14 protein-coding genes are annotated in these 13985 nt (G+C 37.2%); 11 read left to right on the top strand and 3 right to left on the bottom strand.

All coding sequences use genetic code 11. The features are described from left to right. The first annotated feature begins 6 nt into the window (after positions 1–6). From ACE1ET_RS00480 to ACE1ET_RS00455, 6 genes are read left to right on the top strand one after another with little or no spacing between them, the layout of a single operon-like run. Positions 7–462 (top strand): PH domain-containing protein, encoded by a 456-nt coding sequence (locus tag ACE1ET_RS00480; RefSeq protein WP_375726387.1) that lies wholly within the window; start codon positions 7–9, stop codon positions 460–462. A gap of 42 nt (positions 463–504) precedes the next feature. Continuing rightward, positions 505–1413 carry a DUF6263 family protein gene (locus tag ACE1ET_RS00475; protein ID WP_375726386.1) on the top strand — a complete coding sequence of 303 codons (909 nt, stop codon included), beginning with the start codon at positions 505–507 and terminating at the stop codon, positions 1411–1413. 20 nt (positions 1414–1433) lie between these two features. Beyond that, positions 1434–3116: an ArnT family glycosyltransferase gene (locus ACE1ET_RS00470; protein ID WP_375726385.1), complete on the top strand. Its 1683-nt coding sequence runs from the start codon at positions 1434–1436 to the stop codon at positions 3114–3116. A 47-nt stretch (positions 3117–3163) separates the two neighbouring features. Continuing rightward, positions 3164–3991, top strand: a complete 828-nt coding sequence (locus tag ACE1ET_RS00465; protein WP_375726384.1) for an alpha/beta hydrolase — start codon at positions 3164–3166, stop codon at positions 3989–3991. Between the two features lie 47 nt (positions 3992–4038). Further along, a complete protein-coding gene (locus tag ACE1ET_RS00460) occupies positions 4039–4908 on the top strand; it encodes a sialate O-acetylesterase (protein WP_375726383.1) in 870 nt (289 codons plus the stop codon). A gap of 5 nt (positions 4909–4913) precedes the next feature. Further along, complete coding sequence (locus tag ACE1ET_RS00455) at positions 4914–5735, top strand: YARHG domain-containing protein (RefSeq protein ID WP_375726382.1); 822 nt, start codon at positions 4914–4916, stop codon at positions 5733–5735. Positions 5736–6143: 408 nt separating this feature from the next. On the opposite strand, the gene ACE1ET_RS00450 is transcribed toward ACE1ET_RS00455, so the two are convergent. From ACE1ET_RS00450 to ACE1ET_RS00440, 3 genes are read right to left on the bottom strand one after another with little or no spacing between them, the layout of a single operon-like run. Then, positions 6144–8201 carry a PKD domain-containing protein gene (locus tag ACE1ET_RS00450; RefSeq protein ID WP_375726381.1) on the bottom strand — a complete coding sequence of 686 codons (2058 nt, stop codon included), beginning with the start codon at positions 8199–8201 and terminating at the stop codon, positions 6144–6146. A 17-nt stretch (positions 8202–8218) separates the two neighbouring features. Continuing rightward, positions 8219–8797: a hypothetical protein gene (locus ACE1ET_RS00445; protein WP_375726380.1), complete on the bottom strand. Its 579-nt coding sequence runs from the start codon at positions 8795–8797 to the stop codon at positions 8219–8221. 26 nt (positions 8798–8823) lie between these two features. Beyond that, positions 8824–9585, bottom strand: a complete 762-nt coding sequence (locus tag ACE1ET_RS00440) for a DUF5602 domain-containing protein (protein WP_375726379.1) — start codon at positions 9583–9585, stop codon at positions 8824–8826. Between the two features lie 246 nt (positions 9586–9831). Here ACE1ET_RS00440 and ACE1ET_RS00435 point away from each other — a divergent pair, with 246 nt between their 5' ends. From ACE1ET_RS00435 to ACE1ET_RS00415, 5 genes are all read left to right on the top strand, one after another. Continuing rightward, on the top strand, positions 9832–10401 hold the full coding sequence (locus ACE1ET_RS00435) for a Crp/Fnr family transcriptional regulator (RefSeq protein WP_375726378.1): 570 nt from the start codon (positions 9832–9834) through the stop codon (positions 10399–10401). A gap of 73 nt (positions 10402–10474) precedes the next feature. After that, on the top strand, positions 10475–10966 hold the full coding sequence (locus ACE1ET_RS00430; protein WP_375726377.1) for a cupin domain-containing protein: 492 nt from the start codon (positions 10475–10477) through the stop codon (positions 10964–10966). Between the two features lie 26 nt (positions 10967–10992). Beyond that, a complete protein-coding gene (locus ACE1ET_RS00425) occupies positions 10993–11445 on the top strand; it encodes a hypothetical protein (RefSeq protein WP_375726376.1) in 453 nt (150 codons plus the stop codon). Positions 11446–11505: 60 nt separating this feature from the next. Then, positions 11506–12588 carry a serine hydrolase domain-containing protein gene (locus tag ACE1ET_RS00420; protein ID WP_375726375.1) on the top strand — a complete coding sequence of 361 codons (1083 nt, stop codon included), beginning with the start codon at positions 11506–11508 and terminating at the stop codon, positions 12586–12588. Positions 12589–12599: 11 nt separating this feature from the next. Continuing rightward, on the top strand, positions 12600–13943 hold the full coding sequence (locus ACE1ET_RS00415) for a T9SS type A sorting domain-containing protein (protein ID WP_375726374.1): 1344 nt from the start codon (positions 12600–12602) through the stop codon (positions 13941–13943). Positions 13944–13985: the final 42 nt, after the last annotated feature.

Genomic DNA, 13985 nt, shown 5'->3' with positions numbered 1-13985 from the left:
GATAATATGTCAGAAAAATTAACATTCAGAAGTAAAAGAGACGTCTCATTTGGTATTTTACTTGTTGTATTCATTTTAGTTATTACAGGTGTGGGATTTGTATTGCCCTACCTTAAAAGTGAAGAGGAAGAACTGTCGCAACTTGTCATTTCTTCTGTAATTGCATTCAGTTTTGTTATTCTCATGATCTGGATATGGTTCAACACAAAATATAAAATTAAAAACGAGAAATTACATATTTCCACCGGACCATTTTACTGGAACGTACTTATTACTGAGATTAATACAATCCGGTTGAATCAACAAACTTTTGGAGGTGTATACAAACTTTCACTTTCATGGAAATGCATGCAGGTTACCTATAAATCCACGCGTACAATTTACATTTCTCCACTTAATGAACCCGAATTTTTAGCCCAATTGTTAAAAATTAATCCTAATATTGCAATCATAAACCACTGATAAAATACAATAATTAATACATAACCTTTAACATTAAAAACGATGAAACCGATTTACGTCCTCATTTTAACAACATTACTCATTGCTGCTTGTAAACCGCAAAAACTTGAACTGTCCCTGAATCTTGAGAAAGACAAAGACTACAAACAGATTAGTGTTACCAAGGTTGACATGACCCAAAATTTTATGGGACAAAGTCTTGATATGGTCATGACAATGAAAAGCAGCATGAATTACAAGGTTAATGATATTAAAGATACCATCTATGATATCAGTGCACAGTACGACAACATCTCCATGAAAATGGAATCAAACATGTTTAATATGACTGCTGATTCCGAATCCGGAGACGATGCAAATCCTTTGACCAGTCTTATGACCGGAATGACCAATAAGCCTTTTACACTGCAGCTCACCAAACACGGTGAAATTGAGGGAGTTTCGGGTATGGACAAACTTTTTGAGACGGAAAATCCAGTGGCACAGGCACAGGTGGAACAGGTAAAAGCTCAGCTTAAGAATACATTTGGAGAGGAATCTATGAAAGGAAATCTGGAAATGAGTACAGATATCTTCCCGGACCATCCAGTAAAGGTTGGTGATTCATGGATAAAACATACAACACAAAGTTCAACCTTTAAAGTTGACTTCACAACAACCTACACACTGGTTGAAAAAACGGATGACTATTATCTGATTAAAGGAATTTCGACTATTTCAACACCTGATTCCACTGGTTACACAGAAATGAATGGAATGTCAATGCAAACCAATATGAAGGGTACCATGTCATCAGCAATTAAAATTGATAAAAACACAGGTTGGCCTATAGAGTCAAAACTTGATCAGGATTTAACCGGTTTGAGTAAGGTTAAAGGTAATTCCATGATGCCTGATGGTATGGAGATTTCCATGAAAATCAAATCAAGCACCATCGTAACTGATAAATAAAATTATTTCAGAATTAGTTAATGCATAAAACCAGCAAAAGATTCTATCTGTTTCTGCTGATCTTTGCTGCCATCAACCTGGTTCAGGCATTCATTACGCCTGTAACGTCTGATGAAGCGTATTATCTCGCATTTGCACAGCATCCTGCCTGGGGATACTTTGACCATCCTCCAATGGTTGCCTGGATAATTTATATCGGATTCCTTATATTTAAAGGTATTGCAGGGCTGAGGATTATGACCGTACTCCTCTCCTCTCTTACCGTTTTATGTATATGGAAACTGATGCCGGAAGAAACATTAAACCGGAAGAACTCAGACTGGCTGTTTTTTCTGTTGATCCTGGCCTTCCCTGTTTTTAATATGTATGGTTTTATTACCACACCCGATGTTCCTCTGTTGTTTTTTGGTACATTGTATGTATTGGTTTTCAGAAAATTATTAATCAGGCCCGGGGTAAACAATACGATTATACTCGGCATAATTGCAGCTGCCCTGATCTATTCAAAATATCACGGAGGTATTATTATTCTGCTAAGTGTAGTACTGAATCTTAAAATCTTAAAAAAGCCACACATTTATTTTGCCGGTCTTATTGCATTAACAGCATTGATTCCACATCTGATCTGGCAGATGAATCATGATTTTATAACCTTTAACTATCATCTGTTTGAACGCACCAAAGGGACATTTGAAATAAAACATATACTGGAATATTTAGTTGGGACAATAGGTGTACTGAATCCATTCATCATCTTGTTTCTGATATATTTGTCCGTTAAAAATTCAGGCCTATTCCATTCTTCCGACCCCTTCTGGAAAAGATTGTTTACAGGGTTCATTCTTTTCTTCTTTTTGTATTCTTTCAGAAGTAAGACTGAAGCTCACTGGGTTGCATTCGCAGCCATTCCCTTGCTTGTTATGACATATGCAATCATTTTGAAGAACGAAAAGTACGTCAGACAAATCAAGGTGATTTCCATTATTTCTGCATCACTTATTGTGCTGGCCAGAATTAGTATCGCTCTGCCTTTACCATTGAAAACAGATTTTCATAAAGAAAAGCAGGATTACTTTGAAGCCATTGCAGACCTTGCAAATGGCAGAATTGTTGTATTCGTAAACTCTTATCAAAGAGCTGCAAAATATGCATTTTACACAGGTAATAAATCAATGTCGCTAAACAATGTGTTTTACCGCAAAAATCAGTATGACCTGTGGAACAGTGAAGAGGACTTCAATAATAAAAATATCCTGTTAATCGGTAACTGGCCATCCGCTTTTTTCGATACTCTGACCACAAATAACAATGAACTCATTCTTTTTAAGCAGATTGACAAATTCCCTCTCATCAGTAAGATAAATGCATCCATTCAACCTGAAAAGTTAATTATGGATACCCGAAAAGCAAATCAGATCAATTTTGAATTGCATAATCCATATGAGACTATTATAACGCTCAACAGATCCGATTTTCCAGTAACTTTTTTCGTGATGTTTGAAAACGCTGAGAAAAAATATTTTGTCCCTCTCATCATCAACAGCAAACCGGATGAGTTATTACCGGATCAAACCCTGAATTTAAAGGCAGAAATTGACGCACAGACTCTACCCAAAGGAGCCTATTCATTTTGTTTTGTGTTCAAAACCGGATATCTTTATCATCAGCAGATCAGCAAAAGATATGAGGCTGAAATCCATTGACTTTTCTGTTTCCCATGCTAATTTTAAAATGTTATAAACACACAATTATGAAAACACGCTTTGTACTGATTGTAATGCTGGTGGTCAGCACCACTGTTTTTGCTCAAACAAAAGACTATAGCTTACTGACTAACATCCCGTATTATGAACATCAGGATACCATGAAAGATGCGTACAAAAAGGAACGATGCGTTCTGGATGTTTACTATCCGAAAGACATGAAAGGGTCCCCTGTGGTTGTGTGGTTTCATGGTGGCGGACTGGAATTTGGTCATAAAGAAATACCAGAAGGCTTGAAAAATAAAGGAATAGCCGTTATCGGGGTTAATTATCGCTTATCCCCTAAAGCGAAGTCTCCGGCATATGTTGAAGATGCAGCAGCAGCTGTCAGTTGGGCCTTTCAACATATTGCAGAATACGGTGGTGATCCGGAACTCATTTTTGTTTCAGGGCATTCTGCAGGAGGTTATCTGACCAGCATGGTTGGACTTGATAAGCGTTGGCTGGCAAAATTCAATGTGGATGCCAATGATATAGCCGGATTGATACCTCTAAGCGGACAATGTATCACACACTTCACTATCAGAAAGGAACAGGGCATTCCTTCCACAGAACCGATAATCGACGATATGGCACCGGTAAACCATGTAAGGGCCGATGCACCACCCATCCTATTAATTACGGGCGACCGCGATAAAGATATGCCGGCACGATACGCAGAAAACAACTATATGCTAACCATGCTAAAGGTTGTCGGACACCAGGACGCCAGATTATTTGAACTGGGAGGCTATACACACATGATGGTTGAGCCGGCACTGCCTTTATTACTCGAAGAGGTGAACCGGATTAAAACATTAAAGGGGAAAGTGTAAAAATTTTATTATTTTCAATTTTAAAACCAGCACCTTAAGCATCGTTTATGAATATAAAACTGATTGTAGCAGGCATTTTATTATTGATGCTGTTTTTCATTCTGGGAGTTTTAAGCTACCGGTCCCAGCTATTTCCGGTAAAACAATTCCGGAATTTTTATCATGCAATTAAGGCCAATACAGCCAAACAGATTAAAATGGATATGACCCGGTTTAATAACGACGCATACACTGTAATTTTTGCATTTGGACAGTCAAATTCGGCTAACTATGGTCAGACACTCTACCAGTGCAAAGAAGAGGTATATAACTGGTACGACGGCAAAATTTACGAAGCAGGAGACCCACTGAAAGGTGCAGGTGGTTTCGGAGGATCACCATGGACGAGACTGGGGGATTTAATGATTCAGAATAATCTGGCTCAAAAGGTATTAATCGTACCTATCGGTCGCGGAGGAACTACGGTTTCGGGATGGGCCGAAGGCGGAAAACAACATAAACTGCTTTTAAATGCTATCGGTCAGCTAAATAGTCAGGGTATTAAAATCGATTACGTATTATGGCACCAGGGGGAAACTGATAATCAATATAATACCTCTAAAGAAACCTATATAGAGAAGTTTAAAACCATTCGATCAGCCTTCAGATCAAATCATGTGGATGCACCAATCTTTGTGGCTGTCGCCTCTTATATACCGGTTGAAGACATTCTGCTGAGAAAAAATAACGGATGTGATCCGAATATTCAAAATGCTCAAAAACAGTTGGCAGAATTGTTCCCTGATGTATTTCAGGGCGCCAACACGGATTCTATGGATAAAACTTACTATCGCAACGATGGTCTCCACTTTTCAGATGCAGGGCTTTGGAAACATGCCGAATTATGGTTGGAGATACTGAAAAGCTATTCAAAATAATGTCCATGACAATTCACTTAAAACTTTCCATATTATTTATTTTATTTGCTTCAGTTCATCAGATTTTATTTGCCCAACCGAATCCCGATGAACTTTCAAATGAAATCAGGCTTTATCGCAATGAGATCTTTGCCAGACACGGCCGACCATTTATAAGTGAGGATCTTAAAACCTACTTTAATTCAAGCACATGGTATAAAGTGAATAAACAATATTCTGACACACTGCTGTCTGAAAGAGAAACAGAAGCGATACAAACATTATATTCCATAGAACAAAATATTGTAAATTATGATTCGCTGGAAGTTAAAAATGCTGCACTTATTTTTCATACGTTACAATCTATTCTGCACACTAAAATTGATACAACTTTTTTGACCATAAATACCTTTGACAATGATTTGTTTGAAGATACCATAGCAACACACGTGTACGAAAAGGACAATGACATCTGTATTGATTATGCTTTTGTAAAAAACGGCAAAAAAATATGGACAGACAGACTAATAAATCCTTATTTATGGATGGGAAACCATGAGCCTTTTGAATCTGCTACCAATAACTTTTTCATTACTTCTGCAATCGCACTGACTAAATGCCGCGCAGAAAAATATGTTTGGCAATTTCCGATTGACGACATCGTCATATCTATCGGAATTAATGATATAAACAAGGTTTCGGATCAAAACATTACAAAATCTGAATACAAAAAATACTTAGATGGGTTCAAAGGATCAGTATTATTGTATAGCCAGGATGAATCCGGTGGCCATCTGGTAATTTGGTATGAACCATTACAAACCTTCATTACATTTTATCAGCCATAAAAAAATAATCCTTTACCTCTCCCCTTCTTTTGCAACGAAGGGGTCATGGTTCGTTGTTTGTAACGACATTTTTTTACATTCGTTGTAGTCGCTCTCAGAACTGAATTCTTGTATAATCTCCCAAAAGCAAAGAGGCTGTCCAAAAAGACAAATAAAAACATTTTCAACTAATAAACTGAAAGTCATCTTTCTTTTACCCCGCCATCCTCGATAGCTATCGGGACTCCCCTAAGCGGGAGGCTTTAAGTCCCCTTTCCGCGTTTTGCTGAAGCTTTAGCAGAGGCTAAAGGGGATTTAAAGGTAATTTAAAAAAGCTACTTACAATTCGTAAGTAAAGGTTATTTTGATATTACTTTTTGAACAGCCTCTTAATTCAATATAATATTCTTTTTTATTAAAACCGGCTTATTACCACACGTAAATTTCCGATCCCGGAATATCAATATAATTCATATTCTGCTCTTTTAAATATTCCCTGTTATCTTCCACAATTGATATTCCGTGTTCACCACCATAACCAATTGTGGAATTTATAATAGACAGAGATCCTACAGGACTGTTATCGACAACAATATTCGCAGAAAAGTTATTGTCTATATGTTTCCCTCCATGTAAGATAGTGGCATATCTAAAGACATTCCTATCATTCAAACTGGAAATGATTATACCATACCATGATCCGGCAATATTCTCTTTGTTTTTGATGGTCACATTTTTAAATTCTGAACCTTCAATGTTAAGATAGCCATTTCTGCCGTTAGCATCTTCCACGATAATTCTGGATCCGGTTTCCATTTCAATTGTTACACCGGCATCAAGTCTTAATCCTGACCAAATGACCAGATCATTGCTCAGTCCTTTAACCAGGTAGCTCATATGTTCCTGCTCAAATCCTCGCCACACAGTTTCATAGTCATTTGCAATCGGTAAGACGCCATCAATTCTTATCTGATTTTTAGAATTGAACGTAAAATATGTCTGATAATCAAGCACAGCCACATTCTTTGTTGAAACAGCCACCGGATACCCAAGGTGTCCCCTGATTGCATTATTTGTAAAGCTTACAATTTCCGCATTGTCAGCAGTAGCAACTATTCCGTCACCATTTCCACTGTATAGAAAGGAATTATCAACAGATATTCTTCCATTATTTCCCACTAAAATTGTTGCTTTCTCGGTCCCTTTTAATGCTGAACTTCCGGCATAAAGAATTATCGTGTTTGATAAATGGGTCACAGCAGACCGACTATCCTCAATTAATATACCCTTCCATGAACCGGGATTTTCATATACTCCCATAATCTTTACAGGTTGAAACTCCTTACCTTCTGACACAATATATCCACCCGACAAACAGGAAATGAGCTGATCGTTGGCTATACTCAAAACAGTACCCTCCACCAAATAAAGACCGGTTCCCTGAGAAATTTTCAGTCCTTTTTGCAGCAAATAACTGTAGTTAGCCCAACCGACCTCTTCTCCCGAATTAATTTCATTCGTAATTACTTCAATATCACCATATAGTACCACACAATTATTTGAAATGCTTTTTACCTGATCAGCAGGAAGACCTATATTATGCGGACACAATTCTGTTCCTGTTATTTCATTGTAATTAAATTGTTTAACATTACCATTCGGATCCACATATATGGCATAGGAAGTATTTTCATTAAAAATACAATGTTCCGCTGTAAAATTACCACCGCTGGTTATATAAACAGCTGCATCAAAAGGATTAACAGCAGAAGTATGACCGGCATTCCGGACAGTTGAATAAATCAGTTTATTATTTTCATCCGATGACTGAATTACGATTCCGGACCAATAACCGGGAGAATCAACTTTACCAGTAAAATAAATTCGCTCTGCTTCAGAAACAGATCCTTCTGATACAAGTAAACCGGTATTTGATATAATAAATCCCGCTCCCTCCTCAAAAACGATTCTTATACCTTTTTCAATTCTCAGGGTGGCTGTAACATTTACTGATTTTGTAACGATGTAATCCACCTTTTGCCAGTCTTCCGTAAATACATTATGAAGTACTTTATTGGCAGTGATATCTTCTGTAATGTAAATCACTGATGGTTGTCCTGACTGATCAACTATAATTTTCACCCTGTCTTTTGATAGCCATAAACCACGGTTTATTGTCAGTTCAAATTCATAAATTCCTGACAAATCAGGCTGAAACACAGGTGTTACTAAATGTTTATCATCCAACGTAATATTACTCCCCTCAGGCTTTTGGATAATTGCCCATTCGTAATCTATATTTCCATTTTCCGCATCTTTGGAAGAACTGCCATCCAGCCTGACAATCGCTCCCAGATTTACCTGCTGATCATCTCCGGCACCTGCTCTTAAAGGATTTGATACAGGTGCATCTTCATGCTCCTTACAGGAAATTATACCTGCTATAGCTATCGTAAAAAATACAATTCTAATAATCTTTTGTTTCATCTTGTCTTGTTTAAACTTTAACTTTTTATTCTTATATATTCTGTCTCCTGACCATCCGGAAATATCAATGTTAATACCTCATAAATTCTGCCCGAACTATCTGCTGTCTGTTTTACTGAGAACTGAAGCGAAAAACTTCCGGTGCTTTCATTTCTATCCAGATTATTTTCCGGATTACAGGAGCTATGATGTTTAAGCCGCCTGATTTCAGGATAAAAAAACAGCGTTGAACCAATGGCAGTAACCTGACCTTTCACATATTCTGCAGTATAGACCCTACAGCCTCCAGTACCTACGCTTGCTACAACTGTCCAAAAGAAATCCCCTTTGTTGGTAAATCGGATTCCAAATCCCGGCTGTGGCTCCATAGACCATGGATCATAATATCCTCTGAACCATATTTCAGAATCCGGGTCAAACAACAGTCCTTCAAGCTGATATTCCATTGTAAGACTCCATGAATCCATCCAGTCACCTTGTAATATTGTTGTCAGACTATCATTCGTATCCTGTGAATGATCATCTCCAAATTCCCTGCAGGAACTGAATCCTATGGTACCTGAAAGAATTATGCCTATAAGAAAAAGATACTTCATAGTTTCTGTTTTAAAACTGCAATATTTTATCTTTTTTCAAATTCTTTGAGCATAACCGTAAACTCATTTTTCATGTAGCTTGAAACAACGGTATATTTTGTAGGATAATACTTACCTTCATGTTCATAGTTTTCTGGCAATGAAAGCAACCAAGTATGAGACGGTTTGTTTCGTATATAATCAACAGTCATCATGGGTTCATAAAAAATTGTTTTTTCATTATATGATCCCATCAACATGGTCTGTGTAAATACTTCTCCATTAAACTCCGGAGCTTGCGGATCACCCCAGTGTTTTCCCATTTGCGGAACATATCCGGGAAAAGGAATATAGTTAGCCGGCATAAAACCCTCGGGTGGTAATTTTTCTGCGTTAGTATCATTTACACCTATTGCCAGCCTGTCCTCATTTGAAATCATATAAAAATGAATATCAAAATGCGGCAGGTCATATACACTGTCAGGTGCATGTCCATGCGGGTTCCAGTCCAGCGCAACATGTTTAAAAGGTGTAATATCAGCCTGTTCAGGCAATTGCAACATATATGAGGTCATCTCATCCGGAAGTTCTTCCAGAAACTCTCCGCTAAACACTATACTGATCCAGATCGGTTCTGAAAACTGATTTAATCGAACCTCTGTTCTGGCCGATCCGTTTCCAACATTAACAGCGGGACCATAAAACATCTCAACTTTCGGACTTGTATTATCCGTGTCACACGAACTGTTCAAAAACATTATTGTACCCAATACAATAACTAATTTTAACGATTTAAAAATTGTCTTCATAACTTAATGTATTAATTGTTATTTTTTGTTTGATAAATTATGAAGGCAAAGTAATCGCGGTTAAAAAACTTTAGAATTGATCCAAATCAAGAAGTGCATCACTGTCTACCTTTACCCTGTTAAATATATCCTGATGTTATTCAATATTGAATTTTATCACATATTTATTATTGACACACGTAGTTTTTAATCGTATTTTTATTTTTAGATGTAGTTTAAAAATGTTTATTTATCGTTGTATATAAAATGAACCAAATACTTTTCAATATCCAAAGGACGCTTAATGCGACGGAGGAAGAACTTGAAGCGTTAGATCATGTAATGGAACCTGTTATACTTGAAAAAAATGAATTTTTTCTGAAAGAATTTGAGATTTGCCAGTCACTGGCATTTATGGAGAAAGGCAGTATGCGCCTATTCTATGATTCTCCAGACAAGGAAATCTGTAACGATTTCTTTTTCGAAAATTCCCTGGTTGGATCAGTTGCCAGCTTTTTATCAGGAATGCCCTCATTGGTTTCGATAGCAGCAATAGAACGATGTGAATTACTGGTATTTAAAAAAAATGAAATAAATACTCTTATTCAGGAACACCCAAATCTCAGGAAACTAGCAGAATTCATATTACAGGAACATTTACTGCAAACTGAAAAAAGAGAAGCGTCTCTGTTAAAGTATTCACCGGAGACCAGGTTTAAAAATCTGCTGGAAGAACATCCTAAAATATTCAAACGGATCCCTTTGCATTATGTGGCCAGCTATCTCAGTATAACCCCGGAAACACTCAGCAGATACAGAACAAAATTCCTGGTTTAGGTTTTCTTGATTTGGATCAAGAGTAAAAAATAAAAGCCTTCATTCCTTTGTAGAAACTTAAAAACAAAATGTTATGAGTAAACAAAGTAAAAATGAAGTGCTGTTAGTTTTAACAGATGTAATGAATGTACTCGTAAGTAACGATGGAACAAAGGGTGAATATGCCATATTTGAGGAAAATGTTCCACCATTGGGAGGACCTCCTCCGCATACACACCCAGATGAAGAGATTTTCTACATCGTAAAAGGTGATTTTGAATTTGTTCTGAATGACCTTCAGAATCCGTTCAAAGCCAAAGCAGGTAGTGTAGTGCATATACCATCAAATGCAGTGCATACATTTAAAAATGTTGGTAGTGCTCCAGGCAAGATGGTTGTGATCCTTAGTCCGGGGAATCTACTGAACTATTTCAGGGTTATTGGAAAAACTCTTACTGAAGATTCTGAAATACCGGATCTTACGAAGGTACCTGATACCTCTAAGCTGGATATCACAGGTGCATTCGAGCATGCGGCAGCACATAGGGTTAAGTTCATTCTTCCTGAAATAATGGATGCGAAGTAAACTGATAAAAGTATTAATGTCACAAAATGATTGTTGTAGATTTTATACGTAATACTTCCGGTGTAATTTATGCCAAAATAAGTTACGAACCTCAAAAGAATTATCTTATGATGAAGTGGATCGGGCCATGTACAGAGGATGAGGTAAAGACTGCTTCTCTCAGAATGCTGGAATGGCAGGAAAAGGAAGGTTTAAGAACCAAATGCAGATTTCATGTACACGACACCAAAGAGATTGAAGGAGCCTGGGCCGGACTTGTAGAATGGATTACAAACTATTTCTTTCCAAAGAATTACAAATTCGGATTACGGTATAACATAAGTATAATTTCACCTGATCTTTTTTCAAAACTCAGTTCACTTGAACTTAAAAAACGAAGTACGAATAAAGTCTCAACAATCCTTTGTGAAACAATTTCTCAGGCAGAAGCATGGATTGTAAATAATTACAGGGAAGATCAGCTGAAGTCAACTGAGTAAAACTACTGTATTCTGCGTTCCCTTTATAAATTCCAACAAATACGCGATAATATTTTGGTTATGAAACAACTTATTTTAATAATCATTCTGGCATTTGCTGTATCTTCATTTGAAAAATATGATGCAGAAAATATTACAAATGCCATTGATTCTTTTATTCAGGAACAGATGGGAAAATTCCATATACCGGCTATTTCCGTTGCAGTTATCAACAATGGCAATATTATTTTTAAAAAGTCATATGGATATGCTATTCCTGAATACAGTATTCCCAATACAAATACAACTGCTTTTCAACTGGGATCTGTAACAAAATTAATTACGGCAACGGCGGTGATGAAACTGGTTGAAGATAATAAACTGGATCTCAATGAAAAGGTATCCTTTTATTTAAAAGAACTTCCAGAATCTTGGAACAACATGAAAGTTATTGACCTGTTGTCCCACCAGTCAGGCATTTTTGATCTGCTGTCTCTGAAACATGACTTTAAGTCTTTAGATGAAGCCTTGGATACAGCGATAAACCGTCCGCTTGAATTTGAACCAGGAACAAAAACTGTATATGCCGGTGGGGACTATGCCGTTGTAATGAAACTTATAGAAACCGTTTCAGGCGAAGATTTTCAATCGTTTTTAAAAAGGACATTATTCGAAAAAGCGGGTATGAAACATGCCGTCTATAACAACATGATTCAGGATTACATTTACAGAACATATGATGTGATCCCCAACAATGCAACTGTTTATACGTGGAATGAAACACAACATAAACAACAAATTTTTTCCATGAACTTTCCATCATGGACCTATACTTCGGGTGGCTTGTTTGCATCCATAAACGATTTAACAAAGTGGACTCTGGCCCTGGATAACAATACAATTTTAAAACCGGAAAACAGAGATCTGATGTGGACCTCTGCCAAACTACGCAACGGCGATACGTCCCCGTTCGGCGTTGGCTGGATTGTAGATCAGCATAACAATGAAAAAGCTACAGGCCACAGCGGAGGTCCTGCCCTTGCCGATGTTGTCCACATTCCGGATAAAGACCTTACCGTTATCGTATTGACAAATCAACTGAACCTCAGACCATTTCTGGCAATGCATATCATTGATATATACACTGAGTTTTTAAAATCTTAATAAAAAACCATATGAAACAGCTTTATTATATTGTGATTACCTTCCTGCTTTTGACGTTTAATACGGCAACAGGACAACAATTCTGGCATTTAACCAACGAATTTCCTGGAGGTCATAAAACAAGTATCACTGCGGCCAACGATTCTGTTTTGTTTGTTGGTCTTACCAATGGGATTATAAAAAGCACTGATTGGGGTCAACATTTTGACACCTCTCTTTCAGCAACTGCTGTTGTATCAATTTTATCTACTAAACAACAAAAAGTTCTGGCTGGTGGAATCGGAATCATATACCACTCATCAGATTATGGGTTATCATGGGATTCAATAAAACTTTCGACACAATATCCGGTTAATGAATTTTGCGAGGACAAAAATGGAATTCTGTATGGAATAACAGGTGCAGTGGATAAGGAAGAAGGCTATGTGGGAGATGGTATTTTTGTTTCGGAAGATGGTGGTTTAACCTGGGTTAAAAGGAATAGCGGACTTGGAAATATGTTGTGTTGCGACCAGATTGCCAGTGACAAAAACGGCCGAATTTATTTGACTGTAAATGAAGAATTACCTACAGGAAAAGGCGGTCTCTATATTTCGGACAATAAAGGATTGGACTGGGAACATATAAGTGTGAAAGTTGACGGACGGAATACGATTTATGATCATATAAATGTCTATTTTACGACAGGATTGTCTGTTTTGAACGATACATTGTTCATGAGTATTGCAGGCTCAGCGTTTAATTCCGGTGTGGATCTGAACCTGAAAAAAAATATTGAGGATGTGAATAAGGATAATAACTGGGATATTTTTCCGGTATTCAATTCTGTATCATTCTGGCTGGATCGCAAACTGGGCGATATTGTATCCATGTCAAACGGACACCGTTACAGTTCTTTCAGAGGTACTCAGTCAACCGGAGGAACCTATTTTAACAATGGGAATACCGGTTCATGGCAACGGAATGATTATGGTCTGGGGATAAGCGTAACAGGGTACAGGGAGAAACAAATGTTTACAGAAAACAGTGCAGGTACAATTTTTATGGTTCAGTGGCTCGATGAAAGGATATACTGGAAGGAACCGGAAGAAACCACAGTTCAGCTTCCCGAAACAAAACTACCGTCAATAAGTATCAGTCCAAACCCGGTAATCAGGAACAGCATAATAACAATTGAAATTTCCGGCCCATGGCAATCGACTGCAGTTGAAATATATGACCTGAATGGAAAATCTGCCGGATCGTTTAATGGTGGCAATACCATTACTATTCAATCTCCTGAAAATTCCGGCTTGTACATATTAGATGTTAAAACATCTCAAGGCACTAAAATGCAAAAACTGATTGTAAACTAATCAAAATGAAAGGCTTAATTTAATAAACACACATTATATTAT

Source organism: Quyinboa mangrovi (assembly GCF_042219825.1).
Lineage (GTDB): Bacteria > Bacteroidota > Bacteroidia > Bacteroidales > UBA5342 > JBHJHP01.
Note: the sequence above shows the minus strand (reverse complement) of the source record. Positions and strands in the feature narration are given on the sequence as shown.